A 24,430-nucleotide genomic window follows, 5' to 3' on the forward strand; every position below is an offset into this window, starting at 1 on the left:
GCCTCCTGCTGACGTGATTGACCGCTATGGATTGGTCGCAAAATACCTGTTCATGCTGTCAAACATGTGCTGAGCAATCAAGCCATCGCAGCCATGACGCCGCAGAAAGGTGGCAGCGTCGTACTCCGCCACCTCGGTCTGGATAGCAACGGCGATGGTGTTATCATCTTCCTGCGTCCAGCCTTGTGGGTATCTGAAACCGTACAGTGCGGGTACGTTGTCAGGCTTCAGGAAGGGTTCGCACTCGTAGAGCAGTGTCTGCACGACATTGAAGATGTAGTTGCGCGCGGTCGCGCTGCTCGCCGGTTCGTTCACGACACCTGCGATCTGGTCATACTTGCCGTTGTAGAAGAATTCGACGAAGGGGAGCGTGTAGAGCGAGGGGTCGAACGTAAGCTGCTCGATCTGCGCTTCCGCTTCAAGGAAACCCAATTCGAGCGCCTTTTGGTAAGCTTCGTAGGCTCTCTGTCCGTCAACGGATGTTCCCAAACCGAACTGATAGGCGTCCCCAAGATACGCCCAGGCGGCGGCGTAGTCCGCCTCCGAGGCTTTCTGAAAATAGGCAAAGGCCTCGTCCTCACGGCCAACAGCCAAAAGAGCGCGAGCAAGTTGGAAGGTGAAGCGGGGCTCGTTCGGTTCGGTCTTTATGGCATCCTCACAAGCGAGTATCGCAATTCTCGGCACAATGGCGTCGTCGCTAAGCCCGTCCACCATTCGTTCTGGATCAGCCGGATGCGCCGCGAGAACATCACATTCGAATATGAGATCAAGAACAGTTGATTCTTGGGCTTCCGTGCTGTTCGAATGCAAAAAACCAGCAACGCTGGCAGCAGCAGCCGCTCGAACCAAAAAACGCATTAGCGGCGCTCCTGTGCCAGCATGCCTTCTCGCTTGTTGGCCAAATCGCTCAGCTTGCGCTTTTCCTCAGTCATGTGAAACTCCTTGCGGTTGTGCTTTTTCTAAGTATCTGCAAAAAATACTCACAGGCCTCCGCCTCATCGGAGAAGGAAGTGAAATCAAACTTTTCACCTCTCTCACAATAAAAATATTCGAAAGCTCCGTTATCAGAATTGAAAAACAGGCAATACCGCTCGTTCGGGCTGCCGCAATTAATGCAGTAGGCATCTGGCCGAAACCCTTCCGTTTCCAACAGCTTAATCAAACCCTCAATTGTCAAAGTGTTATCCCGCATAAAGACCTCAAATCTTCTTAAGGTAACCGCTGCTGACTAGTTCATCAATAGATTTTCGAAACTTGTATTGCGTACCGAGGCCTGGCGAGCCGAACCAAGGCGCAGCGATCCCACTTTGTACCGGTAGGGGCTTCACTACTTGATAGGAAGTAAGTGGCAATTTCTCGGTGCCGCGAGGAAGAGCACGTTTTTCGAAAGGTGTGCCTTTGGGTGATGCAAAATGTCCTCCACCATGTCCGTACCTGTCGATGCGATGGCCAACTGGTAGGGTATTGTTTTTGGGAGTCTTCAAAAAACCATCATTCTTCGGCCAGCCAAAGGAGGAAATGTTAAAATCTCTACTTAGTACACTTTTCGGCTTGTTTGCGGTTCGAAGTATGTTTCCGTCTATCCTTGCCTGTAGCCTAGTTATGGCATTCCTGCTTTGCGCACTCGAAAGTAAACGTTTTTTTGCAATGTAGCCAATACTGCCTGCCAAACCTCTATTCGATTGCAGAATAGCCAATCTGTTTCCGATTGCCGACGCTCGTATCGCTCCTGACGACCCAAGTGGGCGCCCGCTCTGCGCCCCGACATTGCCTCTCGTGTTCCTCAATCGGCCCTGATTGCCCGTCCCGCGGTTGTCGTTCACTGCCCTTTGCTTCGAGCCGATGCCATTCGCCGCTACTCTGGGCGGCAAACCTTTTGCGATAGCACTACCCGCAAGGGCAACTCGCGGCGGGGGGGCTGCACGGCGCAATCCCGCACTTGCGTTTTGCGGTTTGATTTTAAACCGAACAGGAATATTCCCATTGGTCACACGACCGCGCCCGAGCAGCAATCTGGGCGACTTCGCACCACCCGATAGCAGCGATTGGCGTGAGCTGGGGCGACCCGAAAGTGATGATCCGCGTCGTGGGTTCGGCAGCGTCACGCGCGGCATATTGAGTTGAGGATTGCGCGCCTGCGGCTTGGGTGGCCGCACACTCCTCAGCCTCGGTTGATTTGTGCGCGGCGCGGCGCTCTGTCGAATGCTTCGCTTGGGCTTGGCAACCGGCTTGCCACGCATCTGCGCGAGGATCAGTGATCCGCCATTATTTATTGTCGTCGGCACATCGGCGAGGGGGAGACAAGCCCTACTGAGCGCCCAGGATTCGCCCGCAAAGCTGAACGCGACGAGCAAACTCAACAGCCACGTCAAATTGATCTTGAAGAACCCGAGCCGCCGCATCCAACCTTGTCCCCGTCCAATTTCTGGGAAAACGCCGCCAATCAGATGGGCGATCGACCTTCAAGCCAAGGCTGTAGGATGTACAGCCAGAAGAGATATATCAGGGCGAAACCGATGGCCAATTTCAGCGCCCAGTAGCCAAGCCGGATAGCGATGTAGATCGCAGGGATGATAGCGTAGCCGATCACTCCCCCGATACCTGCCACCGCAGTGGCAGACAAATCGCCGATTGTGAGGTTTCCATTGGTGCTAGACAGATAGCCAAGGATTGCGCCGAGAATGGCAAGACCAAAGAAAACAGAGCGCGGAATACCGAAATAGACATTCGCAATTGCCCTTTCGATCCCATCCGGCCCGGAAGAGGTCGAGGATGGAGCGCTGGCTGTTTCTTCGATACGCCGCTTATGAAAATCCTCCATTGCCTTGAGCTGGCCGGTGCCGATGTCAGTTGCGACACCTGTACCCAGATACGTATCCATATTGCGGTCTGATTCTGAAGACACGGCGTAATCCCCCTGCTTATCGCGTTCGTTACGGCAAAATATCGCTGCACTAGCTACGCTTCATACCACAGATTTGCACATTTTTCACTGCAGAGCGGGTTTCGCATGCCTTCACGGCGGCGCGCAGGGCAAGTACGTGCATCGGGATGGTCGCCACGATCAAACGCGGCGCTACCGTCCAATAACTCCTGATGGCCAAAGCCTGTCGCTGTCGCGAATTCTGCAAAAACGCCTGCAATGCTAGTCGTCGCTTTCGAGCAGCCGCAGCGTCACCCGATCTTCCAGCAATTCCACAAGTTCCGGATCACCGCGCTCATACTCGTCAGGGATATGCAGCGTGACGATCATGTTGTCAGGCGGGCGCTGCTTGAATTTCTTCCGGATGCGTTCGCGGTGATGGGTTTCCATCGCGAATATCATGTCGGCGGAAGCGACCAGTTCCTTGGTCAGCGGGCGCGGCGCTTCGGGCGACGTTCCCGCCGATATCGCTTCGATGCCCGGATAATCCCGGAAGACATCTTCAGCCGTCGGGCTCCTTAGCTTGTTGGCGGTGCAAACGAACAGGATACGCATGGCGGCAGTTTAGCAAGCCATGTGCGGTTGCGCAGCGCAAAATTTCATCCGGCGTATTTTGAAAGCCTCGGCCTATCCGCAGTACGGAGCGCGGCCTTCCGGCGTGTCCTGATCCCGCCATTTATATCAAGCGCGCCTGACCGTGGCGGTTTCGGGTTTCGCGCGGCATCAGTCGTCATCGTCTCCTCCCATTGGTAGCCGCCCGCATTGCCAGACCGTGCTGGAAGCTGGCGCATAACGCGGGGCTGATGGCCGCAACTTGCTTTGTCGGCTCCCCCGTTTCCTTCGCTGCGCTCCGTCACGGTCCCCCCAACAAAGCGTTGCAGCCGCCCCGACGCATGCGCCGGTCGCATCCGCATCGGCTGGCATGGGGCTGGCCCAATTCAAAAAGGAGACTTGAAATGACGACTGAACACGAAACCCAGGATCAAACCAAATCCGCAGGCGCGCGCCCGAAATTCCGGGCATGGCTGGTGCAGGACACGCCGGAAGGCGAAGCGCACTGGACCGAGCTTTCCGGCCTGTGGCCGACCAAATCCGGCACCGGCTTCAAGGGCGCGCTGCGCACGCCGCTGGCCGCTACCGAAGGCCGCCTGGTGATCCTGCCCGCCACCTTCAAACCTGGCAAGGAGGGCTGATCCGATGAAGCTACTTCTTACCGAACATACCAAGAAGCTCATCGAGCACGGTCGCGCGACAAGCGCGGCCCAGCTCGAAGGACTAGACGAGCCCGACCACATGCCGGTGGTCAAGCTCTTCACCCCGGACGCCAACTGCACCTGGCTGATTTCAGAGCTCGATCCCGACGATCCCGATCTCGCCTTCGGTCTGTGCGACCTCGGCTTCGGCTGCCCCGAACTCGGCAGTGTGCGCATCAGCGAGATCGAATCCGTGCGCGGCGCGCTCGGCCTTCCTGCCGAACGCGACCGGCACTTCCGTCCGGAGCGCAGCCTTTCGGCCTACGCCGATCTGGCCCGCAAGAATGGGAGGATTGTCGCATGAATACGCATATCACAGACAGCCACGTCAGCGCCTTTGAGGCGCTGACATCGGGCAGGTACAACAACTTCGCCTTGTTCTCCTGTCAGGTGAACGGAGAGCCCGCCGCTGCGATCGTTGCACTCACGCCTGACGGCGATGAGCTCACGATCACGCCGCTCTTTGTCAGCGTCACGCCGGACATGATCCTGACCGATCATGACGGCGTGCCTGCGGGAGGTGCGCCATGAGCTACGAAGTCCAGACTTTCACGCTTTGCGATGGCTGGGTGAACACCTGGCGCATCGAGCACCATGACGGAACGGTCGAATACGAGACATTCGCAACCCGTGCCGAAGCGCAGGCGGCTTTGGATGAGTCCCTGGACGACCTCTGGGACGAAATCACCGCCGGTCAAACGCACCCTGAAGCATTCGATACTGATCGATACCGCGTGGCGAAGGTAGGTGCGCCATGAGCAGCACCTACCAAAGTTTCCGCATCGAGTGGCAGGGTATCCGCATCGAAATCCGCTGGGCGCCGAACTGGACGAATTCGTCCAAGTACCCGGTCGCCCATCTCGAACTCATCAGTGACGGGCGGGTAAAACTGCCCGTCACCGAGACCGGCTACCGCTCGCACTTCACCAGCCGCGAGGCCGTCGAAGAACACGGCGGCCCTGTCGCGTTCGCAATCGCCTGGCTCGATCATGAGGCGCAAAGTGAAACGTGGCAATGCCACGTGGATCAGGGCAAGCAGCTCAGCCTGTTCTGATGGCTCGCTTCGAGCCTGCCCTGTCGTTTGAAAAACGGCAGGGCTTGTCCTTAGATTGCCTGCAGCGTTTGATGACGATAAACGGAAATAGAGTGCGGGATTTCAATGACCAATTCACCGACCATCGATGACAAGGAGCGGGAGACTATCCGCTGGAGGCTGCAGCAATATCAGCGGCGTCACGGCGACATGGGAGTACCCAAACTCTACCAGCACATGCAGTATTACCTGCGCGAGAGCAATATCGACCTGTTCCATCTTGACCTGCGTTCGCTGCAACGCTTCATCCGCAATGAAGTGCGCACGGCCGATGAGAAGGTCGTGCGCTATCGAAAGTTTCTGGAAATCGTGTTTCCGAAATCCGACGGATTTAGTGAGGCCTTCGTCGCCCTTCTGCGCGAGAAGATGATCTTCCCGGTTTCCATTGGCTTCGGCGCAGAGACTGTTCCCTTCGATACGCATTACTGGCCCAAGCCACTTATCGATTACCAGGGCGTCTATGACGTGGATTATGCTGCATACGGCAATGCTCTTCCTGATCCGAACCGCGCAAGTGATGCAAAATGTCTGCTTCTCCCGGGAGCTAGCGAACACGCGCTGCGCGTCTCTCGCATCACGCGCTACGACGGTAAGGATCGCGAAGGCAGCAAAGAGCCAGAATATCTGCCTGACGTCTCAAGCATCGCCTGTATGAAATGCGGCAGAGGTCAGTTCTTGCTGGCATCGGTCGGGTTTGAGAACGTGGAATTCACGTTACTTCGCGACACGACACCCGAGGATGCCGGTTTCCAAACAGTTCTGACAGGACATTGCTTCCATACTGTCGCGCCAGAGGCAGGTCATGACGGAATCCTGAGCGTGCGCTTTACCAAGACAGACGGACCCGAGTTCCCGAGGGACTAATTGCAGGCTCAACACGGGATGCGGAGCCAGCACGAAGCGCGCAGTGATGCGTGGCAACCCCGCGTCGAACAGAACAAACAGCTCAGTTTTGTTTTGAGGCGAACGGGAGCAGCCGCTGGGTCGAGAATTTGGGTAAAAGCAGCGGCTGCTCCGGGAACGGGTCAAGGTTGATGAATCGACATTACCATGCCGCTGGTTAACAATTTCTGAACGCCTTAACGTAAATCGCCGCGTTTCCCATGTTCCTTCGCATGGAACGGCCAGCCCCTCACCAGACGACGCGCAAGGTTGGCTTCGGTGCCGTCCGCCGTCAAGGCATCCACCCGTTTCCACCTTCGGCGGACCCTCGGGCGGAGCCTCCTTGACAACCGACGACTCCTCCGCCGGTCACCTCTCGCATCGGCTGGCAAGGGGCTGGCCTCAATTTAACAAAGGAACTTATCATGAAACTTCACATCTATGCATTTATCAGCAAACCCGACGACAGCGCCGGTGTGGACTGCCCGGTTCCCGCCAGTCGCCAGATTGCGCATTGGTGCAACCATCCTTCCCTGTTTAACTATTTCGAGTCAGTCTATCTCTGGTTCGGCGGAGAGAAGGATTTGTTCCGCGACGCAGCCTTCCGTCTGCCGCAGTGCAAACTCGACGAGTTCGAGGAAATGGTGACAAACGGAAATCTCCCGCGCAATATCGACTGGCTTTACGGAGATGCTGATCTGGCAGCCGCAGAGACCTACGAGCGATTCATCAGACACGCACGGAAGGCGATGAGCAAGGGCTGGGAAGTCTACATAAGAGCGGCATAGATCAGCCTCGCAGCAAGAAGCCTCTACGGGAAACCGTAGAGGCTTTTTTCATGTCCGGATTTGCCTGATCGGCAAGGATCGGGACGGTGGCCCGCTTGGTGCGCGCCTGTCCGTCCCGATCCGTTTCAACCCGCGAAGCCAGCGATCCCAACAGCGCGAGAGAGGCGTGTCCAACTCTTGTCCTCTCGCAAAATCTGCGGTAAAAACGACTGTAAATCAAAGGGATCGCAGGCTCAGCGCGGAATGCGGAGCAGGTGTTAAGAATTCCCTAATATTGCCCCCGTAAAATAGAAATCATAGGTCGTTTGTGAGCGATACAAGATGTGCGCGGTGACACCGCGCCATCTTGGGAAGGGGGCTCAAGAGCCGCCCCCGTTCCATCCCCCGCTCGTGTGGCGAGACCGCGAGGAGACGAATCGTCCCCCCATGGCACGCCACAGCAGCATTTCGGTGCTGCACCACGACCAAAGAGCCTTCGTGCCCTTTGGAAACCAGAGCAGGAGATTTCGCTCTCCTGCACCATCGACCGGAGCTTGGGAGACATGCCTCTCCCATCCGGACTGAACCCATGCACCAGGGCAATTCACGCCCTGGACGGCGACCAAAAGGGAGATGTCGGCTCTCCTCTTGGAACTCCATCGACCAACATTTCGGTGTTGGATCACGAGCAGGAAGCGGTCCTGCAACCGGAGGCATCCAAGGGGCGAAACGCAGGAATACGCTATGGCTGGCAGTGAAACCAGACAGCGCCCGGTCATCCTGAAGGCGCGCTTTACCGAGCAGGAAGCTACGCTCGTAAAGCAGCAAGCCGATGCTGCCGGTCTGTCTGTATCCGCCCTGATCCGTTTCGCTCTTCTCGATCAAAAGCCGGTTCGTGCCTCCCGCACGCCGCCGCTTGATCGCGAGATGGCCGCGCGGTTGCTGGCAGCGCTCGGGCCGATGGCGTGCGCCATGCGCGCCGCTGCCGAGGCCGGTGATCTCGATCAGCTTTACGATACCGTCGAGGCCGCGCAGCGCGATCTTTCCGAACTGCGTGTGGCGCTGTTCACCTCGCTCGGGAGGACGCCATGATCCTCAAAGGCAGCGCCCGCGCGAACGGCACCGATCTTGCCACCCATCTCATGAACGGCTACGACAACGAGCGCGCCGAGCTTGGCGAAGTGCGCGGCACTATCGCGGATGATCTGCATGGCGCTTTCGCCGAAATCGAGCTGATCGCCACCGGCACGCGCGCGCAAAAGCCGCTCTTTTCCCTGTCCATCAATCCCCATGAGGCACTGACGCGCGAGCAGTATTTCGAGGCGATCGATGCCATCGAAAAACGGCTGGGGTTTGACGGGCAGCCGCGCGCTGTCGTCTTCCATGAAAAGGAAGGTCGCGAGCATGCCCATGTCGTCTGGTCGCGCATCGATGCCGCCGAGATGAAAGCGATCCCGGACTCGTTCTACAAGGCCAAGCTCTGCGATATGGCGATCATCCTGGCCGAGAAATTCGGGCACAATCTGCCCGAAGGGCTCAAAGCCTGGAAAGAGAAAAACCGTCAGTTTGACGATAAGCTTGAGCCCACGCTCGGCGAAACCGCCAACGCAAAGAAGACCGGCATCACGCCCGAGCAGCGCCGCGAAGAAGTCACGGCTGCTTACGCGCAGGCGGACAGTGCCGCCGCCTTTGTGAACGCGCTCGAAGAGAAAGGCTATGTGCTCGCCAAGGGCGATAGCCGCGCCTTTGTCATCGTCGATAAATTCGGCGATGTGCACAGCCTGTCGCGCTACGTCAAAGGCGTTCGTGCCAAGGAGATCAAGGCACGGCTGGCCGGTCTCGACATGGCCGCTCTGCCGAATGTTGCGCAGGCGCAGGAGCAAGCCAAAGCGCGGCTTGCGGCGCAAGAAGAACGCCTGCGTGAGCAGCAGGACGTGCAGCATGATCGTCAGCATGATGATCATGGGCAGGAGCGCCGTGATCGGGATGATCATGGTGGTGATCGGCATGGTGATGATGATCGCGCTGCCCGCAGCATCGATCAGAAACGTACCGCCATGGAAGCGCGGCAGCGCGAGCGCAGGCTGGAATTCGTGCAGGCCGAGCAGGCGGTGCTGACGCGTCACCAGGATGAAAAACTTGCGCTTGATGCTGCGCAAAAGGCTGAGAGCGGCGGGCTTTTGTTCCGCATGCGCGCGCGGGTCGCCGATCTGATTTCAGAGCGTCCGGCGCTGCGTTCCGTGCTCGGTCACATCACCGAGAAAGCCGGTCTTGATCCGCGTGACCGGCATCGCCTGGAACAGCAGGCGCTTGCCCGGCGGCATGCACGCGAGCGCGTTGCCTTGGCCGGTCGTAAGCGCGCGATCGAGAAAATCGAAAAGCGCGAGCGCGCGTCGCTTGAGCGCGATCTTAAGCGGGAAATGCTGCAGCGGATGGTGCAGCAGGAGCAGCTACGTGCTGCAGCAAAGGCGGAAGGGCTGGGTGCCCGCGAAGCTGCCGACATCCTGCGAACCGATCCGCGCCTTCTCGAAGAATACGCCTTCCAGGACGAGTTCAATCACGAAGCTGCCGGTGATCATCACTACGACGATGATGATCATGGCGGTGATGATGACGGCGGTCATAAGAAGAAGCGGAGCTGGAAACAGCGCGCGAAAGACAAAGGCATCAAGCAAGGGCGCGGTCGCGGCGGATATGGCTATCGGCGTGGGGATTGAGCTCGGTGATCGACGAAAAATGGTCACCGACGTCGAAAAATGTTCACACAATACAGGCGCGGTCGAAAACCTTTCACAGCATTTCTGCCCGCCTGGTGAGCCTCACGCGAACTTCTCGTTCATGATGTTGTAGATGCAGTTTTGCTGAACGGTCCAGTGACCATCATCGCCGGGCATCGCGACATTTCCTTTGGTGTTGTACCGCGCGAGCATGAGCATGAACTCGCCCTCAACCTCCTTGGTCAGGGTCTTTGCCCGCGCCCAGATGCGCACATCGCATCGCGCCACGGTCGAATAGCGGATTGATCTGATTTCGTAGTCAAGCAGTTCGACATACTCAGCCATTAGCCTCAGCTCACCCGCCATCTTGTTGGCGGGCTTGTTGATCAGGTTGACAGCAAATTTTCCCATCTTGCCATAGTTCTTGGCTTTCCAGCCCGACAGAAATTCCGTTACCGCCATCTCCGGTCCGTCAGGTGCCAAAGGCTCCTCGAACGGTCTCGCCTTCTCATATGGTTCAAAGGCCTCAATAACCCGTTTGTAAGCCTGGGTCTTGGAAAAGCTTCGGAGGTCATCCGCCAGCGTCCGGCTCTGCTTTTCTTCGTACTCCCGCCGTCGTTCCTCTTCAGATGACTTGTCGATCGCCCAATCAACGAGCGCCATCATCAGAAGCCATGCTTTCGCGCAGACTTTTTTGTTTGCGTAACCGAGCGATCGCCCGTGAAGAATGCCGTGCCGCAAAGGTACTTCAATCTCATCATCGCGGGACTTGCGAACGCCTTTGGTGATCAACTTGATCAGTGCAGGCAAGGACGTGTCGTGCCCTGTGATCGAGTCAAAGCAACTGAGGTCGGCATCTTTCTCGAACGGGCTGACGGGCGCGACATCGGATGCAAAACCATCGCAGGCGATTAGGATCAGGGGAACCGCTGCCATATAGCGCTCTTCCAGGTAGAGCCGCAGGGCTTCTTCCAATTGATCGTCTCGAAGGTCAGCCTCGTGGAAGCGGCGCGCGCGCAGGATCGCGAAGAGTTTGATGTTATCCTCGGTGAACCATTCGACCAGAACGTCTTCAGCTTCATCGGGTTTTCCGTTCCCATGAAGCTCCAATGCTTCTTTCATGACATCGACGGACATAGCCCCGCCTACGGCGATCCACCCACGTTCGCCGAATGCGGCGTTGAAACGGTCAGGCAGATCGAGAATTTCGGCCTGCTTCATCATATCGTCCACTTTGGCTTTAAAGCCTTCAAGCTTTTCGCTTTTGAACCCAAGACTTCCGAGAAAACCGGATGCGCCGCCGAGCGCTTGAAGTCCCGGCAGCAGCTTCTTCATCTCTTCAGTGCTCGGATTGTCGGAGATTTTCTTTTTTTGCTCGTCGTCGTTCATGGCTGTTTGTCTGCTTTACCTGAAGAGCGCTTCAAGCGCTTCTTTCTGGGCTTTGTGTTTGGCGCTGTTTTCGGCCTTTAGCGTCTCGATGTTCTGCAACTTCCAACGGACGGCCGGTAGGTCTGCAGCATGCGGTGCGTCGATCAGCGAAAAGTCAGGCGCCCCGTCATAGAGGCCGCGCAGAAATGCCTTGGCATTCTCGTCAAGGCGCGCATTCAGATCGGTGATCAATCGCTCTCGTGTCTCGATAAGATCGGCAAGCGGTACGGGCGTGGTCGTCATGCCCTCGAATTCCCGCGCGAACGGTTTTTCTAAATCGATCATGTTCGGGTTCAGCAACTCGTGCGCCGGGCGCTTGGCGCTTGCCACATACACGAGAAACGTCCGGAACAGGGCATCAGTGAGCCCTTCGTTCTCATAGAGCAGTTTCACATCGTAAAGATCGCGGGGGTGCTGCCTGTCCGTGGCTGCGCACAGCTTGCCGCCGAAGAGGTCTTCGAACGATACGACCTGGATTTCAGCGAAGCCGAATTCATCCTCGACTGCTTCTGTGACGCCCATCAGTTTAGGATCGTGTACGACACCGCGCGTCACCGGTGAGGTCTCGATCTTGATCGTGGCAGTGCCCATGCTGGCCTGCACGCGTGTCGGATTCTTACCGCCGCCATCTATGCGGCGAACCTTCGCGTCGGCGATGCCTGCGTCTATGGCACCGGCGATGCGTTCCAACGACTCGTTGATTTCAGTCAGGCTTTCGGCGCGGTCTTTGATCGGCAGATAGGTCAGGTCGATATCGACCGACAGGCGCGGCAGATCACGGTAGAACAGGTTGATCGCGGTGCCGCCTTTGAGTGCGAATATCTCTTCTTTCGCGACATACGGGAGTATGCGCACGAGCAGCGCGACCTGGGCTTCATAGATATCACGCGCCATCGCTTGCCTCCGTGTTCACGAATTCTTCCGGCACCATGATGCGATAGCGCGGATGTATCCTGCCGCCTTTGACAAGAGCGCGGTCGCCGCTCCCAAGGTTGAATTCTTCCGGTTCGAGACGCTTGCGCCAGGCGTGGTTGTGGCGGTCGGCGAAGACGAAGAACAGGCGCTTCACCTTAATCTTCTTGCAGCTGTGAAGCAGCGCCGTCAGTGTACGCGGACGCAGCGTCGTCAGGCTTTCGAACACCATGTCGAGGTTATGGAAGCTCTCATGGTCGGGCAGTTCGTCCATTACTTCCATGACCGCCCGTTCAGGGGATGACATCTTGAGTTTCCAGTCCCATGGGAGGGTGGTGCTGGCGTCAGTCTCGTCCTTGGTCAGGCCGAGTGACGGATCGGCGAACAGCGAGGTGCTGCGGGTTTCTATCGGTGCGTTCAGTGGCAGTTTGGCGAGCCAGCTCGGTATGGCGTCGCCATAGACCCAGACAGGGGCATTGCTGCCAAGGCGCAAATAGTGGTCGTAGCCTTGCTGGCCGAGGGCGGTCGTGCCGCCGACATGGACATCGTAGCCCATGATATGCTGCAGCGAGAGCAGGCAGGTCTTCCATTCGAGCGTGTTGGTCGTTGAGGCGTTTGGCGCAGGACGGCGGAAGACCCCGCGATGGATGCGCTCCAGCCAGCCGCGCTTGACGTGGTAGTAGGATGAGCGACGCCCTATATCGTGGCGCTCAAGCCATGCGGAGTCCACAAGGAAGCCTGCGGGTACAGACTCAAGCAAGTTCTTTATTTTTTCGTGTTCTTGTCCACTCATGATGGACATATTAGCAAAAATTCAAAGAGTTTTCTAGTGGCTTCTTTAGAGAACTTCGTTTTTGTCCACTTTGGGTGGACCAAGTGAGATATTCTTAAAGAGGCTTCAGGTCAGAGGCTCCGAAACTCTCCAGCAAAGCAGGGCGGGCGCCGGTGCCCTGCATCGTCTCCGCCGCCGCACCCCCATAAGCAAGTGAGGGGTGACGGACGGCTCCGGCGAAGCAGGGCGATAGATGCCCTGGTTGAGCTTTGCGAACCGGCTAGTCTCTGATACGCTGAAAATGGTAAGATACCGATAACCAAAGACAAAATATGTGATGGCAGATGATCTTCTCAAACGGTTTGAGTCAGTGCGCGTCTTCGCCAAGGGCGGGAAGCTTGCGCCGCATAAGCCGCTTCTGCTGCTCTATGCCCTGTCCAAGCTGAAGAGCGAGAAGGCCGAGCGCATCAGCTTCACTGATGCAGAAGATGTCGTCAGTCCGCTCATCCAAACCTACGGCCCGTTCAACGCCAAGACGACAGTTGCCTATCCCTTCGCGCGCCTGGCCAATGACAAAAGCAAAATCTGGTGGATTGACGAGTACGAGAAGAACGCGTCCGGCGACCTGAACCTCACCGAAGCCCGAGACCGGAAGCTCCAGGCTGGATTCTCCCACGATGTTCTTGCCGCCTTCCGGAAGAACCCGAAGCTGATCGATAACGTCGCCGTCAATCTCTTGGAGCGCAACTTCTCCCCCAGTCTGCATCAGGACATCCTGGAAGCCGTCGGGCTGTACCTCGGCGATGACGAGATCGAAGCCGTCATACGCCGGAAACGTGATCCCAAATTCCGCTACAAGGTTCTGACCGCCTATTACGAGCAGTGCTGTGTCTGTAAATACGACATCAAGATGAACGGTGCGGCTGTTGCGCTCGAAGCCGCTCACATCAAGATGCATTCGGCAGGCGGCCCCGATGAGGTGCCAAACGGCCTGTCTCTATGCGTTATCCATCATAAGCTCTTCGATCTCGGCGCCATCACAGTGGACAAAGACATGAAGGTCAGGGTGTCCGAACGTGTTGTCGGGGATTGGGGGCGCAAGCTGAACGATGAATTCCACGAAAAAGAGATTTCCCAGCCACGGAATGAAGGCATGCTGCCCGCTGGCCAATTCATCCAGTGGCACAACCAACAGATCTTCAAAGGCTTAGTTTAGCGAAGGTGATTGATGACAACAGGCAAGCTGGTAAGAGACCGTATTCCAGAGCTTATTTCCGCTGAAGGCCGCAAGCCGATTGTCAGCAAACTCACAGGCGCTGCGCTCTTATCCGCCCTGTATGACAAGCTTGCTGAAGAGCACGAAGAACTCCTTACGGCGGAGAGTGCCGAGGAAAAGTGCGAAGAGATCGCCGACGTCATCGAAGTGCTGATCGGTATCGCCACGCAATACGGCTTCGAAGAAGCAGAAGTCATGGACAGTGTCGCGCGCAAGCGCGAAGAGCGTGGCGGCTTCGCTGACGGGGTGTTCTATGAAGGTGATGAGCGGTAAGGATCGATCGACCGAACAGTGCCTTCGCAGGCTGCTGCCGGTCATAGCGCCCCAGACGCCATAACAACACGCGGCAACAGTTTGTATTCTATAGGAAAAATCTTTCAATATTTGGTGGCTTGTGGCAAAGATAGTGTCGCAAGATCAACGCACGCAAAACGTGCGCATAAGAAGCGAGGGACGGGCACATGATGGAACACGTTGGCGAAATTGAAAAACGGCTGTGGTCGGTAGCCGATCACCTGCGCGCTAACTCGAACTTCGCCAGCAATGAGTACTTCCTGCCCGTCATGGGGCTAATCTTCCTGCGTCACGCCTATAGCCGCTTCCAGCGCGTGCAGGACGAGATCAAGGCCTCGCTGCCCTCGCGTGGCGGCGTTACCCGTCCGCTCACCAAAGAAGATTTCTCGGGGCGTGGCTCGATCTACCTCAAGCCCGAAGCGCAGTTCGATCATCTGGTTTCGATCCCCGATGGCGGCGACCGTGCCGGTGCCATCATCACGGCCATGGAAAGCATCGAAGCTGACTATGAATCCCTCGATGGCGCGCTGCCAAAATCCGAATACCAGGAACTCGGTGACGACGATCTCGGTCAGCTCCTCCGCACGTTCAACGATCCAGCTCTCGAAAAAGCGGACGGTGACGTGTTCGGTCGCATCTATGAGTACTTCCTAACGCAGTTCGCCGATCAGAAGGCTCATGACGGCGGCGAATTCTTCACTCCGATCTCGATTGTGCAAACTATCGTCAACGTCATCGAACCTGACCACGGCAAGATCATCGATCCCGCCTGCGGTTCGGGCGGCATGTTCGTGCAGAGCGCGCACTTCATCGAGAAGATGAAGGCCAACCCGAATGAACGCGTGACATTCTACGGGATGGAGAAGAACCCGACGACGATCCGCCTCGCCAAAATGAACCTTGCTGTCCATGGGCTCGAAGGCCAAATCCAGAAGGCAATTTCCTACTACGAAGACCCGCACGACCTCGTCGGCCAGGCTGACTTCGTTATGGCCAATCCGCCGTTCAACGTGGACGAGATCGACGCTGAAAAGATCAAGAATGATTCCCGCCTGGAATTCGGCCTGCCCGGCGTGAACAAGGGCGGCAAGGTCAGCAACGGCAACTATGTCTGGCTGTCTTTTTTCCACGCCTATCTAAATGAAAACGGTCGCGCGGGCGTCGTCATGTCTTCACAGGCTTCTTCAGCAGGTCACGGTGAAGCCAAAGTCCGCGAGGCGATGGTGAAGTCCGGTGACGTCGATATCATGGTCGCGATCCGGGGTAACTTCTTCTACACCCGCTCCGTGCCGTGCGAGCTTTGGTTCTTCGACAAGGGCAAGCCCGAACACCTCAAAGACAAGGTGCTGATGATCGATGCGCGCAACATCTACCGCAAAGTAACGCGCAAGATTTACGACTTCACGCCCGAGCAACTTCAGAACCTTAGCTCGATTGTCTGGCTCTATCGCGGTCAGACCGAACGCTTCCTGGAGCTTGTGACGGGCTATCTCGATACGGCGTTCACGCAGACTGAAGCCAGCGACTTCTCAGGCCTTGAAAAGGCGATGAAAGATGTGACCGGTGCATATGACGATGAAGAGCTGAACACGCTTTCTGAAACCGTCATCGCTGACATCGAGCAACTCAAATCAGAGGCTACAAAGGCAAAGGCTTCTGACTGGGGCGGTGGCAACCGCGAAATCGGTAGCTTGAAAGCCGGCGCTGAGGCGTTCGCGCCGACCGCCGATCGGATCAAATCACTCACCAAAGTGATCGATCATTTCTACAAGCTCGCAACCCGCGTGCATGATGAAGACGTTGCGGCAGGTACCAAGCCAGCGGAAGGCAAGAAACGCCTAAATGCGCTTGATGAAGCGCGTCATGAGGTGACCGAGCATCTTAAGCAGGCGCGGTATTTCCATACGCAAGCCGAATGGCTTCTGACGCGTTTCCCGTACGGTGAACTGTGCGATGTCGAGGGCCTCGTGAAGCTCGTCGATCAGGATGAGATTGAGGCGAACGACTGGAGCCTGACACCAGGCCGCTATGTTGGAGTAGCACCCGAAGAAGAGGATGAAGACTTCGACTTCGAGGAGGCGATGCGTGACATTCAGATAGAGATTGATGGACTAAATGCCGAGGCGTTGGAGCTTGCCGCCACTATCAAGAATAACTTTGAAGAGTTGATAGGATGAGTCTTGAACGCAAAAAGCTGGGTGACGCACTTGACCTCTTCAACGGCAAGAAACCGGAACTAGCCGAAGATGGTGAGTTCGTTGTCTTCGGGTCAAACGGCACCATTGGTCGGTCGGGAAAATTCAACCACCCAAGTTCGGTTATACTTGGACGCGTCGGAGCGTACTGTGGAGCTGTCAAATTTTCGTCGGAGCCGTTTTGGGCTTCGGACAACACAATAGTGACGCGTCCAAAAGGCGATCAAGACCTCAAGTACTGGTACTATAGGCTACAAACAATCCCTCTGCGCGGGTATGCAGGTGGCGCCGCGCAGCCACTCATCACGCACTCCATAATCAAGCCGATTGAAACGGACGTTCACAAAGAAAAGCTTGAGCAAGAACGTATTTCTGGTGTGCTCTCCGCTTTCGATGATCTCATTGCAAACAACCGTCGTCGTATCGAGCTTTTGGAGGAGGCAGCCCTTCTGCTGTATCGTGAGTGGTTTGTCCGGCTCCGCTTTCCAGGTTGTGAGCATGTTGAAATTGTCAATGGCGTGCCTAGCGGTTGGAGCCAAACAACAATCGGAGAACACTGCCCACTGGTCTATGGCAAGGCATTGAAGGCGGATGCCCGAGAGCCCGGTGAAGTCGATGTATACGGGTCGAGCGGTGTCGTTGGTACGCACAATAAGGCCCTTGTGCATGGCTCTGCCATAGTCGTTGGCCGGAAGGGAAACGTCGGCAGCATATATTGGGCAAGACGGAAATTTTGGCCAATCGATACAGTCTATTACATTGCGCCCAAGAATTGTGACTACTTCACCTATTATGCATTGCAGCATGTTCAATTCATTAACACGGACGTTGCGGTGCCAGGTCTTAATCGTGATTTCGCGCATAGTCGCAAAATGACCATTCCGCCCGAACACCTCCTAGAAGGATTTCACGCTCAGATCGAACCCATACAAAGACAAATTGGTGTTCTTGAAAGGCAGGCGTCTGAGTTGGCAAAAGCTCGCGATCTTCTCTTGCCTCGTTTGATGGATGGAAGGGTGGAGGTCTAAGTTATGAACGATTACACCGAAGATAGGCTCGCTCAACAGACACTCGCCGACTACTTGGTCGATGAGCTTGCTTGGGATGAGTCCGTCTTCGCGTTCAACAATGAGACCTTTGGGCCGGAAGGCACGCTTGGCCGCAAAACCGACCGAGAGGTGGTGCTGACCCGCTATCTCGGTGAGGCTCTTATCCGCCTCAATCCAGGACTTCCAGATGATGCCTACAAATCGGCACTGCGACAGATCACTGACACGCTCAGCTTCCAGTCAACGCTTCAGACCAACCACGAAAAGTACGATCTGATCCGCGATGGCGTGCTTGCAAGCTACAAGAAGGGCAGCGAGATCAAGAAGACACGGCTGAAAGTCTTCGACTACGCCGACCATACCAACAACCACTTCCTCTGCGTGCGCGAGATGTGGGTTAGTGGCCCAAATGGTCATCGCCGCCGCCCCGATGTGATCGGGTTTGTGAACGGCTTGCCGCTTATTTTCGTTGAGCTCAAGCGTCCCGACAAGTCTCTGCGCCGCGCTTATGACGACAATTTCCGCGACTACCTCGATACCATTCCACAGCTCTTTGACTTCAATACCTTCGTGGTGCTTGGCAACGGCGTAGAAGGCAAAGTCGGCTCGATCTCGGCGAAGTACGGGCACTTCAGCGACTGGAAGCGACTGGCCGAAGGCGACAAGGGCGTTGTGCAGATGGAAACCCTGATCAAGGGTATCTGCGACCGTCGGACTTTTCTTGATCTCTTCGAAAACTTCATCCTCTTCGATGAGAGTACAGGCAAACTTGCCAAAATCGTTGCCCGCAACCACCAGTATCTTGGCGTAAACCGTGCGGTTGACGCCGTGCGAGAACGCAAAGAGCGTGATGGCAAGCTTGGCGTGTTCTGGCACACCCAGGGTTCGGGCAAGTCATATTCCATGGCTTTCTTTGCCCAAAAGGTGCGCCGCAAGCTCGGCGGTGATTTTACCTTCCTTGTGCTGACTGACCGCACCGATCTGGATAAGCAGATTTACGATACCTTCTCCGGCGTGGGACTCGCTAACCACGACAAAGACCCGTGCCGTGCTGATAGCGGTGAAGAGCTCAAGGGATTGCTTGGCCAGCAAAAAGCCTTCGTCTTCTCGCTGATCCAGAAGTTCAACAAAGAGATCAAAGACGGGGAAGAGTACTCGCTGCGCGACAACATCATCGTCATGACCGATGAGGCGCACCGCACGCAATACGGCACACTCGCAATGAACATGCGGGATGCTTTGCCCAACGCCAGCTACATCGGATTCACCGGTACGCCACTCTTTACCAGTGATGAGATCACCCAGCGCGTCTTCGGCGGCTACATCTCCACTTACGATTTCCAGCGCGCCATTGAGGATGGCGCCACTTTGCCGCTTTATTACGATGCGCGCGGTGACAAGCTCGGTCTGTCGGCTGAGGGGCTGAACCAGAAACTCGCTGATGCCATCGCTGAGGCGGAAATTGAAGACGCTGATGTGGCCGCCAAACTCGAAAACGAGTTGAAGCGCGACTATCACGTCGTAACCGCCGAGAAACGGCTTCGCCATATCGCGAAAGACTTTGCCGAACACTACGCGACCAATTGGGAAACTGGCAAAGCCATGTTTGTCGCGATCGACAAGATCACGGCTCTCAGGATGCACGAGTATGTGCGAGAAGCGTGGGCGGATCGCATCGCGGAGCTGGAACGCGAGCTTTCAGAAGCGCGTGATGACCAGGATCAGGCGGTGCGTGAGCGTCAGCTTGCCTGGATGCGCGAGACTGAGATGGCGGTCGTCGTTAGTGACGAGCAGGGTGAGGTTGATAAGTTCAGAAAGTGGGGGCTTGATATCCTGCCGCATCGCAAGTTGATGCGAGAAGGATTTGTGCTCGACGACGGTAAGCGTTTGGACGTGGAGTCAGCTTTCAAACGCGAACAGCACCCGTTCCGCGTGGTGTTTGTTTGCGCAATGTGGCTGACCGGCTTTGATGTGCCGTCGCTTGGCACGCTCTATCTCGACAAGCCGCTCCAAGCCCACACGCTTATGCAGGCCATTGCGCGTGCAAACCGTGTGAACGAAGGCAAGAATAATGGCTTGATCGTAGATTACTGCGGCATCTTGAAAAACCTGCGCAAGGCCCTGGCGACTTTTGCAGGTCATACCGGTGAAGGCGGCTTTGATGGTCAGGGCGGTCCAGAAACCGATCCGCTCCACCCGGAAGAAGAACTTCTCGACGAGCTTTCTGAGGCCGTGGAGTTTGTAAGGTCGCAGCTGCGTGACAATGGCTTTGACCTCGATACGCTGAAGACGGCAACCGGCTTTGCCCGCAACAAGGCGATCATGGATGCCAAAGAAGCGGTCAACATTGATGATGAGTGCCGCAAGAAGTTCGAGATTTCATCGCGTTCCGTCTTCCGAAAGTACAAAGCATGCCTGACCTTCAAGGGCGTGCAAAAGTACCGTGCCGACTATGAGGCGATAAGTTTCCTGTACAAAACGTTGCAAGAGGATCGTGAAAGCGCGGACACGTCAGAGATTATTCAGAAGCTCAATGCGATTGTCAGTGAGGCGATCAATGTGAAAGCTGACCCTGACTCCGATGATCGCATATTCGATATGTCGAAGATCAATTTCGAGCTGCTGCGTAAAGAGTTTCAGAAGAGCGAGACTAAGAATTCGGATGTCCAGGATGTGAAGACAGCCATCGAAGACCGTCTGCGAAAGATGCTCGCTGAGAACCCGACGCGCACAGACTTTCAGGAGCGCTTTGAGGAGATCGTCCGCGAGTACAACCAAGAGAAAGATAAGAACACGATCGAGGCTACGTTCGAGGCACTAATGCGCCTGTCCGCCGAAATGAGCGCGGAATCCAAACGGTACGTGAAAGAAGGCCTCGATAATGAAGAGCAGCTGGCCGTCTTCGATCTGCTTCTGAAGCCTGACCTATCCAAAGCTGACATCAAGAAGATCAAGTCAGTCGCCGTTTCGCTCCTACAGAAGCTGGAGAAGCAGATGCGCGAGGTGCAGGACATTTTCGGCAAGACGTCCACGCGCGACCGCTTCCGTCAGACGATCTATGACTATCTCTATGATGACCGCACGGGGTTGCCTGTGGAGTCCTATTCTGAAAACGACCTAGCCGCCAAGACCGATTTGATCTTCGATTTCTTTGCGCGGCAGCGGGGTATGGCTTCGCATGGTCGTATGGAGCGTGCCATATGAGCGACGGCGTTCAATTCGAGCATATGTGCGGTGACAAGGATGCGGCGGTACTCGACATCGTCTTCATCCACGGCATCACGGGCCATCCCAAGGAAACCTGGACGAACGCCGACGGCGATTTCTGGCCGTGTTGGCTCACGGATGATCTGGCCGGTCTTTGCATCCACACGGCGGGATATCCCTCCAGCGTGTTTGCGAAATGGGCCAAAAAGGAGATGACCCTTCACGAGCGTGCTTCCAGTCTTGCCGAGCATATGGTCTCGCACGGCATCGGGAAACGGCCGCTCATCATCATCTGCCATAGTCTTGGCGGCTTGCTTGCCAAAGAGATGTTCAGGGCTTGCTGCGAAGCGCAGGACGAGGACTGGAACGCGCTCGGCGACCGGCTCAAGCTTGTCGTATTCTTCGCCACGCCCCATAAGGGCGCCGCACTCGCCGCCATCGTGAAGGTGCTGATACCACGGGTCAGCTCGCCCTCTATCGAGGCGCTTAGCAACGACACCGGCTTTCTGACGAACCTGAATAACGGCTATCGCGACCTAGCCGTCAAAAAAGGCCTCACGACAATCGCCTATTACGAGAAATATAAGACCAAAGATGCGGCTCTCGTCGTGGCCGAAGAGTCGGCCGATCCCGGTTGCACGAAAACGCGACCTATTCCAGTGGACGCCGACCACATCACGATATGTAAACCAGCCTTCAAAGACGCGCCAGCCTATCTTTCGGTGCGCCGTCATATCGACAAGGTGCTGGCGGGTTGCCCCGCCGTAACCGATGACGACCAAGACGGTGGCTTGGGTCCGGATGATTATTCTGTGCCTTCAGAGGATGACCGGCGCACCCTGCAAGAGAAGCTGATCGATGCCGGCCGCGAGTACGACTACGCCAATGCGAACAATCTCCAGAACAGGTTTGCGCGCCGATATCACAAGCTGGGTCTCTTCACCGAAGCCAAGACGCGTCACGACACAATCCTCTCGGCCGTTGAGCAGCGCTTTCTGACCCATGTGTACGGTCCGAAAATCTGTGCGGGCGCACCGGAATCCGAAATCGCGGCTGCTTTGCAGGAGCACGTGATCGATCCGCTTTGCGCGTCGAGCGAACACGGCAAGCTCACAAACAGCACGATCCTTCAGGCGCTCTACTACCTGACCGAGCAATGCCATATCCAGTGGGACAAGCCATGACTGGACGGCTTTGGTTCCCGCAGCTCGATGTTTATGACGCCGTGCGCAGGCTCGGCGGTCTTCTAGGCTTGTGGCAGAGCAAAACCTTGCCGTCGGCGGAGCGCCTCTTCATCATGGATTTCTTCCTCGCCAATGCGCCGCTTCTTCACAAAACGCATATGCCGCAGGAAGTACGAAAGGCCTTCGGCGCGCTTGGCGTGCCGCGCCCTGAGAAATCCTTCGTCAGCTATCCATCACCGCAAATCCTCTTCCAGAAAATGGACGAAGTGCAGCGCCAGGCCTTCCGGACCCTGTCTGGCAAGGGTCTGATCGCGCTACCGCAGCTTGAAAGCGGTAATGTGGCGCCGTCCGAGGAGGGGCGCACAGTCTTTCAGGAAGAGTTCTTGCCGCTCTTTTCCGACAGTGAGCGGCAGATCGGCGCGTTTCTTGTTGGGCGCTATGCACCCGAAAACAGGCCGATATCCGAAATCCGCCAGAGCACCGGACTACGGAGGCTTGTCAGATGAGTTATTCGCAGTTCCACCTCAAGCGCCTGAGGGTCATGCAAGGCGGGGACCCGGTCTACGACCAGAGCTTCCATACGGGAGTGAACATCATTCGTGGCGAGAACGGCGCAGGCAAATCGACGATTGCGGACTTCATTTTCTACGTTCTCGGCGGCGAGTTCGATAACTGGAAATCCGTTGCCGCAAATTGTGATGAGGTGCAGGCGGAGATCGGTACAGCAAGCGGTGTCCTCACCGTGAAGCGCGCGATCGGCAAGGCTCAGACACCGGCGATGGTCTTTTTCGGGACGTTCGAGGAAGCCGCGGCACAAGGCCTGGATGGCTGGCAGAGCTATCCGATCCGGCGCACAGCGGGCGGCAATGAAAGCTTCTCGCAGATCATGTTCAGGGCGTCTGGCATCCCCGAAGCACAAAGCCAGGGCGCGGCTAATATTACGATGAACCAGCTCCTCCGGCTCCTCTATGCAGACCAGCGAACACCGGCGTCGTTTCTCTTCCGGTACGAGTCCTTTGATACGGGCGAGATTAGAGAGGCGGTCGGTGATCTTGTCTGCGGCATCCGTGGCTACGAGTCTTACGAGATCGAGCTCGAACTGCGGAAACTGAACAAGCAGTTCGATGAACTCGACGCGCAGTACAAGGCGCTCCTTAAGTCGCTACCCGAAGAAGAATCGCTGGCACGGGTCGAAAGCGTCGATGGCCGGCTCAAAGAGCTTGAGGCCGAATATGCGCAGCTTTCTGATGAAATCGCCAACGTGGGCGAGATGATCGATGACGAGGAGGTCAAAGACTTCCTCGCAGAGAGCAAGAAGGCCGCAGCCAATATCCGAAAAATTCGTGGACGCATTGCCGAGCTGGAGCAGAAAATCTATACGAATGATCTCGAAGTGACCGATCTGACGAACTTCATCACCCATCTCGAAGAGCTTTCCGAGAAGCTGCCCAAAGCGCAGAAATCATCCGAGATCATCGGCAGCATCGAATTTACGCATTGTCCGGCCTGTCTTGCGCCACTCAACGGCACGAGCGATCCCGACCATTGTGTCCTTTGCGGCAGCGAGACCGATCCGGAGCAGGAACGCTCCCGTTATCTTCAGATCAAACTCGACCTGGATATCCAGATCAGGGAGTCGCGCCAGCTCCTCGACGATAAGGAGGCCGGCACAGCGCATGCCAAAAAGGAACTGCGGCGGTTACGCTCCGACTATCAAGAGCAGCTTTCAGAATTCACGGTGCGCTACGAGATCAGCAACGGCCCACGTGAGAGCTTCGTGGCCGAGCGCTATCAACGTCTGGGACAGATCGACAGGGAACTGACCCAGCTTTCGCGCCTACGTGAGCGGGCGTGCGAGCTGGAGGATGTGAGTGAGCGCAAGGCGACTGTGCAGGCCGAGATCGACAAGAAAAAGGATCGCCAGAAAGCGCTGGAAGCCGCTAGTGCACGGAGGCGGAGGGTCGCACTGACCCACGTCTCCGAGAAAGCGAAGACCTTCCTGCGGCAAGACCTCGATCGTCAAGACGAGTTCCGGCACGCGGACACGGTGGAGGTGAATTTCCGGGACAACTCAATTCTTGTGGACGGTGATCTCAATTTTGCCGAAAGCAGCAATGTAATCGCGAAAAACTCCGTGATACTAGCGTTGTTCGCGGCGGCCACTGAAGATGAAGAATTTCTGCATCCGCGCTTCCTGCTCATGGACAATGTTGAGGACAAGGGTATGGAGGACAAGAGAAGCCATAACTTTCAAAAGATTATTGTGGAGGCGTCAAAATCTGCAAGCCTCGACCATCAGATCATCTTCACGACATCGACGATCAATACCGAACTCGATGATGGTGAGTACACCATAGGCCCGCATTACTACACTGATCACCGGACGCTCCGGGATGTTGGCGATGATTAGAAACGTTCAACGGGCAGCATCGCACGAGCCGCGCGCCATCCGCTATCTTCAAGGCTTGAAGTCAAACG

At 56.4% G+C, this 24,430-nt stretch carries 24 protein-coding genes; 17 read left to right on the plus strand and 7 right to left on the minus strand.

Annotated elements, in window-relative coordinates; genetic code table 11:
• Positions 1–24: 24 nt before the first annotated feature.
• The 4 genes from DQW77_RS04390 to DQW77_RS04410 all read right to left on the minus strand — a co-directional run bounded on the left by DQW77_RS04390 (position 25) and on the right by DQW77_RS04410 (position 3,478).
• Positions 25–858, minus strand: coding sequence for a sel1 repeat family protein (locus DQW77_RS04390; protein ID WP_147094927.1), 834 nt, complete (start codon positions 856–858; stop codon positions 25–27).
• A gap of 341 nt (positions 859–1,199) precedes the next feature.
• Positions 1,200–1,697 (minus strand): TNT domain-containing protein, encoded by a 498-nt coding sequence (locus DQW77_RS18170; RefSeq protein ID WP_181711194.1) that lies wholly within the window; start codon positions 1,695–1,697, stop codon positions 1,200–1,202.
• Positions 1,698–2,443: 746 nt separating this feature from the next.
• A complete protein-coding gene (locus tag DQW77_RS04405; RefSeq protein ID WP_113256967.1) occupies positions 2,444–2,881 on the minus strand; it encodes a hypothetical protein in 438 nt (145 codons plus the stop codon).
• 264 nt (positions 2,882–3,145) lie between these two features.
• Entirely contained in the window at positions 3,146–3,478 is a 333-nt protein-coding gene (locus DQW77_RS04410; RefSeq protein WP_113256968.1) for a low molecular weight protein tyrosine phosphatase family protein, read from the minus strand.
• Between the two features lie 401 nt (positions 3,479–3,879).
• Between DQW77_RS04410 and DQW77_RS04415 the strand changes: the two genes are divergently transcribed.
• The 9 genes from DQW77_RS04415 to DQW77_RS04455 all read left to right on the plus strand — a co-directional run bounded on the left by DQW77_RS04415 (position 3,880) and on the right by DQW77_RS04455 (position 9,635).
• The gene (locus DQW77_RS04415; protein WP_113256969.1) at positions 3,880–4,116 is read left to right on the plus strand and encodes a hypothetical protein; all 237 of its coding nucleotides are present in this window, start codon (positions 3,880–3,882) and stop codon (positions 4,114–4,116) included.
• 4 nt (positions 4,117–4,120) lie between these two features.
• Complete coding sequence (locus DQW77_RS04420; protein ID WP_113256970.1) at positions 4,121–4,480, plus strand: DUF2958 domain-containing protein; 360 nt, start codon at positions 4,121–4,123, stop codon at positions 4,478–4,480.
• Entirely contained in the window at positions 4,477–4,707 is a 231-nt protein-coding gene (locus tag DQW77_RS04425; RefSeq protein WP_113256971.1) for a hypothetical protein, read from the plus strand. Before DQW77_RS04420 ends, DQW77_RS04425 begins: the two co-directional genes overlap by 4 nt.
• Positions 4,704–4,934, plus strand: a complete 231-nt coding sequence (locus tag DQW77_RS04430) for a hypothetical protein (protein WP_113256972.1) — start codon at positions 4,704–4,706, stop codon at positions 4,932–4,934. The genes DQW77_RS04425 and DQW77_RS04430 overlap by 4 nt, the downstream gene beginning before the upstream one ends.
• The gene (locus tag DQW77_RS04435) at positions 4,931–5,230 is read left to right on the plus strand and encodes a hypothetical protein (RefSeq protein WP_113256973.1); all 300 of its coding nucleotides are present in this window, start codon (positions 4,931–4,933) and stop codon (positions 5,228–5,230) included. Before DQW77_RS04430 ends, DQW77_RS04435 begins: the two co-directional genes overlap by 4 nt.
• A gap of 105 nt (positions 5,231–5,335) precedes the next feature.
• Complete coding sequence (locus DQW77_RS04440) at positions 5,336–6,133, plus strand: hypothetical protein (protein ID WP_113256974.1); 798 nt, start codon at positions 5,336–5,338, stop codon at positions 6,131–6,133.
• A gap of 443 nt (positions 6,134–6,576) precedes the next feature.
• Positions 6,577–6,939 (plus strand): hypothetical protein, encoded by a 363-nt coding sequence (locus DQW77_RS04445; RefSeq protein WP_113256975.1) that lies wholly within the window; start codon positions 6,577–6,579, stop codon positions 6,937–6,939.
• A gap of 723 nt (positions 6,940–7,662) precedes the next feature.
• On the plus strand, positions 7,663–8,010 hold the full coding sequence (locus DQW77_RS04450; protein ID WP_113256976.1) for a plasmid mobilization protein: 348 nt from the start codon (positions 7,663–7,665) through the stop codon (positions 8,008–8,010).
• Positions 8,007–9,635: a relaxase/mobilization nuclease domain-containing protein gene (locus tag DQW77_RS04455; RefSeq protein ID WP_113256977.1), complete on the plus strand. Its 1,629-nt coding sequence runs from the start codon at positions 8,007–8,009 to the stop codon at positions 9,633–9,635. The genes DQW77_RS04450 and DQW77_RS04455 overlap by 4 nt, the downstream gene beginning before the upstream one ends.
• Before the next feature lie 102 nt (positions 9,636–9,737).
• Here DQW77_RS04455 and DQW77_RS04460 read toward each other — a convergent pair whose 3' ends face one another.
• Genes DQW77_RS04460 through DQW77_RS04470 form a run of 3 tightly spaced genes read right to left on the minus strand, consistent with a single transcriptional unit; the run spans position 9,738 to position 12,768 of the window.
• Positions 9,738–11,024 carry a hypothetical protein gene (locus DQW77_RS04460; RefSeq protein ID WP_113256978.1) on the minus strand — a complete coding sequence of 429 codons (1,287 nt, stop codon included), beginning with the start codon at positions 11,022–11,024 and terminating at the stop codon, positions 9,738–9,740.
• A gap of 15 nt (positions 11,025–11,039) precedes the next feature.
• Positions 11,040–11,957, minus strand: a complete 918-nt coding sequence (locus DQW77_RS04465; RefSeq protein WP_113256979.1) for a nucleotidyl transferase AbiEii/AbiGii toxin family protein — start codon at positions 11,955–11,957, stop codon at positions 11,040–11,042.
• Positions 11,947–12,768, minus strand: coding sequence for a type IV toxin-antitoxin system AbiEi family antitoxin (locus DQW77_RS04470; RefSeq protein WP_113257014.1), 822 nt, complete (start codon positions 12,766–12,768; stop codon positions 11,947–11,949). Before DQW77_RS04470 ends, DQW77_RS04465 begins: the two co-directional genes overlap by 11 nt.
• Before the next feature lie 316 nt (positions 12,769–13,084).
• Here DQW77_RS04470 and DQW77_RS04475 point away from each other — a divergent pair, with 316 nt between their 5' ends.
• The 8 genes from DQW77_RS04475 (at position 13,085) to DQW77_RS04510 (ending at position 24,362) form a co-directional block, all read left to right on the plus strand.
• Positions 13,085–13,963, plus strand: coding sequence for a phosphorothioated DNA-binding restriction endonuclease (locus tag DQW77_RS04475; RefSeq protein WP_113256980.1), 879 nt, complete (start codon positions 13,085–13,087; stop codon positions 13,961–13,963).
• Between the two features lie 12 nt (positions 13,964–13,975).
• Positions 13,976–14,296, plus strand: coding sequence for a nucleoside triphosphate pyrophosphohydrolase (locus DQW77_RS04480; RefSeq protein ID WP_113256981.1), 321 nt, complete (start codon positions 13,976–13,978; stop codon positions 14,294–14,296).
• A gap of 188 nt (positions 14,297–14,484) precedes the next feature.
• Entirely contained in the window at positions 14,485–16,494 is a 2,010-nt protein-coding gene (locus tag DQW77_RS04485) for an N-6 DNA methylase (RefSeq protein WP_220124945.1), read from the plus strand.
• A complete protein-coding gene (locus DQW77_RS04490; protein WP_113256982.1) occupies positions 16,491–17,540 on the plus strand; it encodes a restriction endonuclease subunit S in 1,050 nt (349 codons plus the stop codon). Before DQW77_RS04485 ends, DQW77_RS04490 begins: the two co-directional genes overlap by 4 nt.
• 3 nt (positions 17,541–17,543) lie before the next feature.
• Positions 17,544–20,765, plus strand: a complete 3,222-nt coding sequence (locus DQW77_RS04495) for a type I restriction endonuclease subunit R (protein ID WP_113256983.1) — start codon at positions 17,544–17,546, stop codon at positions 20,763–20,765.
• Entirely contained in the window at positions 20,762–21,952 is a 1,191-nt protein-coding gene (locus DQW77_RS04500; protein WP_113256984.1) for an ABC-three component system protein, read from the plus strand. The genes DQW77_RS04495 and DQW77_RS04500 overlap by 4 nt, the downstream gene beginning before the upstream one ends.
• The gene (locus DQW77_RS04505; RefSeq protein ID WP_113256985.1) at positions 21,949–22,458 is read left to right on the plus strand and encodes an ABC-three component system middle component 5; all 510 of its coding nucleotides are present in this window, start codon (positions 21,949–21,951) and stop codon (positions 22,456–22,458) included. The genes DQW77_RS04500 and DQW77_RS04505 overlap by 4 nt, the downstream gene beginning before the upstream one ends.
• Positions 22,455–24,362: an AAA family ATPase gene (locus tag DQW77_RS04510; RefSeq protein ID WP_113256986.1), complete on the plus strand. Its 1,908-nt coding sequence runs from the start codon at positions 22,455–22,457 to the stop codon at positions 24,360–24,362. The genes DQW77_RS04505 and DQW77_RS04510 overlap by 4 nt, the downstream gene beginning before the upstream one ends.
• Positions 24,363–24,430: the final 68 nt, after the last annotated feature.

Origin of the sequence: Roseovarius sp. TE539 (assembly GCF_003298505.1) — a bacterium.
GTDB lineage: Bacteria > Pseudomonadota > Alphaproteobacteria > Rhodobacterales > Rhodobacteraceae > Roseovarius.

Coding starts and splice junctions, on each gene's coding strand:
- DQW77_RS04390 (WP_147094927.1), bottom strand. CDS start 858: ATGCGTTTTTTGGTTCGAGCGGCTGCTGCTGCCAGCGTTGCTGGTTTT.
- DQW77_RS04405 (WP_113256967.1), bottom strand. CDS start 2,881: ATGGATACGTATCTGGGTACAGGTGTCGCAACTGACATCGGCACCGGC.
- DQW77_RS04410 (WP_113256968.1), bottom strand. CDS start 3,478: ATGCGTATCCTGTTCGTTTGCACCGCCAACAAGCTAAGGAGCCCGACG.
- DQW77_RS04415 (WP_113256969.1), top strand. CDS start 3,880: ATGACGACTGAACACGAAACCCAGGATCAAACCAAATCCGCAGGCGCG.
- DQW77_RS04420 (WP_113256970.1), top strand. CDS start 4,121: ATGAAGCTACTTCTTACCGAACATACCAAGAAGCTCATCGAGCACGGT.
- DQW77_RS04425 (WP_113256971.1), top strand. CDS start 4,477: ATGAATACGCATATCACAGACAGCCACGTCAGCGCCTTTGAGGCGCTG.
- DQW77_RS04430 (WP_113256972.1), top strand. CDS start 4,704: ATGAGCTACGAAGTCCAGACTTTCACGCTTTGCGATGGCTGGGTGAAC.
- DQW77_RS04435 (WP_113256973.1), top strand. CDS start 4,931: ATGAGCAGCACCTACCAAAGTTTCCGCATCGAGTGGCAGGGTATCCGC.
- DQW77_RS04440 (WP_113256974.1), top strand. CDS start 5,336: ATGACCAATTCACCGACCATCGATGACAAGGAGCGGGAGACTATCCGC.
- DQW77_RS04445 (WP_113256975.1), top strand. CDS start 6,577: ATGAAACTTCACATCTATGCATTTATCAGCAAACCCGACGACAGCGCC.
- DQW77_RS04450 (WP_113256976.1), top strand. CDS start 7,663: ATGGCTGGCAGTGAAACCAGACAGCGCCCGGTCATCCTGAAGGCGCGC.
- DQW77_RS04455 (WP_113256977.1), top strand. CDS start 8,007: ATGATCCTCAAAGGCAGCGCCCGCGCGAACGGCACCGATCTTGCCACC.
- DQW77_RS04460 (WP_113256978.1), bottom strand. CDS start 11,024: ATGAACGACGACGAGCAAAAAAAGAAAATCTCCGACAATCCGAGCACT.
- DQW77_RS04465 (WP_113256979.1), bottom strand. CDS start 11,957: ATGGCGCGTGATATCTATGAAGCCCAGGTCGCGCTGCTCGTGCGCATA.
- DQW77_RS04470 (WP_113257014.1), bottom strand. CDS start 12,768: ATGAGTGGACAAGAACACGAAAAAATAAAGAACTTGCTTGAGTCTGTA.
- DQW77_RS04475 (WP_113256980.1), top strand. CDS start 13,085: ATGGCAGATGATCTTCTCAAACGGTTTGAGTCAGTGCGCGTCTTCGCC.
- DQW77_RS04480 (WP_113256981.1), top strand. CDS start 13,976: ATGACAACAGGCAAGCTGGTAAGAGACCGTATTCCAGAGCTTATTTCC.
- DQW77_RS04485 (WP_220124945.1), top strand. CDS start 14,485: ATGATGGAACACGTTGGCGAAATTGAAAAACGGCTGTGGTCGGTAGCC.
- DQW77_RS04490 (WP_113256982.1), top strand. CDS start 16,491: ATGAGTCTTGAACGCAAAAAGCTGGGTGACGCACTTGACCTCTTCAAC.
- DQW77_RS04495 (WP_113256983.1), top strand. CDS start 17,544: ATGAACGATTACACCGAAGATAGGCTCGCTCAACAGACACTCGCCGAC.
- DQW77_RS04500 (WP_113256984.1), top strand. CDS start 20,762: ATGAGCGACGGCGTTCAATTCGAGCATATGTGCGGTGACAAGGATGCG.
- DQW77_RS04505 (WP_113256985.1), top strand. CDS start 21,949: ATGACTGGACGGCTTTGGTTCCCGCAGCTCGATGTTTATGACGCCGTG.
- DQW77_RS04510 (WP_113256986.1), top strand. CDS start 22,455: ATGAGTTATTCGCAGTTCCACCTCAAGCGCCTGAGGGTCATGCAAGGC.